This window comes from Sphingomonas sp. RB1R13 (assembly GCF_036663775.1).
In the GTDB taxonomy this organism is placed as follows: Bacteria; Pseudomonadota; Alphaproteobacteria; order Sphingomonadales; family Sphingomonadaceae; genus Sphingomicrobium.
Genome location: NZ_JAXOJM010000052.1, coordinates 1 through 1,266, shown reverse-complemented (window position 1 = coordinate 1,266; position 1,266 = coordinate 1). Strand labels below are relative to the sequence as shown.

General features: G+C 62.6%; 2 protein-coding genes and 1 tRNA gene. 2 read left to right on the top strand and 1 reads right to left on the bottom strand.

Annotated features, from left to right (window positions below; all coding sequences use genetic code 11):
* Positions 1-181 (top strand): L,D-transpeptidase family protein (locus U1700_RS14770; protein WP_332753442.1); only part of this gene is annotated, 181 nt, incomplete at its 5' end.
* A 70-nt stretch (positions 182-251) separates the two neighbouring features.
* Positions 252-325 (top strand) — tRNA-Gly (locus U1700_RS14765).
* 25 nt (positions 326-350) lie between these two features.
* On the opposite strand, the gene U1700_RS14760 is transcribed toward U1700_RS14765, so the two are convergent.
* Positions 351-1,265 (bottom strand): NAD-dependent epimerase/dehydratase family protein, encoded by a 915-nt coding sequence (locus U1700_RS14760; RefSeq protein WP_332753441.1) that lies wholly within the window; start codon positions 1,263-1,265, stop codon positions 351-353.
* Between the last annotated feature and the right edge of the window lies 1 nt (position 1,266).

The window sequence follows — 1,266 nt, the reverse complement described above, 5'->3', positions numbered from 1 at the left end:
GCTGACCAACGACGGCGTCGCCATCCATGCCAGCGACGTGCGGTACGGAAACGCGACCCATGGCTGTATTGGCGTGCCCACGGGTTTTGCCAGGAAATTGTTCGCCGCGACCCATTTGGGCGATCGGGTGATCGTGACCAACGGCAAGACCATGGCACTCGGCCAGTCGATCATCAGCTGAACGGCGGCCCAAGAAATTTGCCGCGAAGCGCTTGCCAAATTCCCATGGCTTGAATAGGCAGCATCGCATCGCGGGTGTAGCTCAATGGTAGAGCAGCAGCTTCCCAAGCTGAATACGAGGGTTCGATTCCCTTCACCCGCTCCATCGCATCGCCGATGATCGCGTCGTCTCAGACGCCGTAATATTCCCGGTACCAGGCGACAAAACGCTTCAGCCCCTCGGCCAGTTGGACCTGTGGCGCATAGCCGGTCAGCGCGTTCAGTTTCGACACATCGGCATAGGTCGCGGTGACGTCGCCCGGCTGCATCGGCTTCATGATCTTGATCGCGTCCCGGCCCAGCGTCCGCTCCAGCGTGGAGATCATGTCCATCAGCCCGACCGGCTGACTGTCGCCGATGTTCAGGATGCGGTGGCCGCCCTGTTCCGGCGGATGATCGAGCGCACCGATGATGCCGTCGACGATATCGTCGATATAGGTGAAGTCGCGCGCCATCCGGCCCTGCCCGAAAATCTCGATCGGTTCACCGCCCAGGATTTTCCGGGTGAACGAGAAATAGGCCATGTCCGGCCGCCCCCAGGGGCCGTAGACAGTAAAGAATCGCAGCCCCGTCTGCGCAAAGCCGTATAGCGTCGCATAGGACTGGCTCATCAACTCGCAGGCCCGCTTGGTCGCGGCATAGAGAGAGACCGGCGAGACCGAGGGTTCGTCTTCGCTGAACCCCTGCCCCCCCATCGGCTTGTCGCCATAAACCGAACTGGACGAGGCATAGACGAGGTGGACGAAGCCCGGCTGGTGGCGACAGGCCTCCAGCACCGCCAGATGCCCGCCGACATTGGAACGCTCATAGGCGAAGGGATGGTCGATGCTGTGCCGCACGCCCGCCTGCGCCGCGAGATGGATCACGCGGATCGCGCCATGCTCGCGCATGACCGCCGCGACGGCTGGCGCATCCGCCACGTCCATCATGCGGAAGGCAAATCCGGGCATGCGCTCCAGGCTGGCCAGCCTCGCCCGCTTCAGCGCCGGATCGTAATAGTCGTTGAGATTGTCGATCCCGATGACCGTCTCGCCGCGGGCAAGCAAA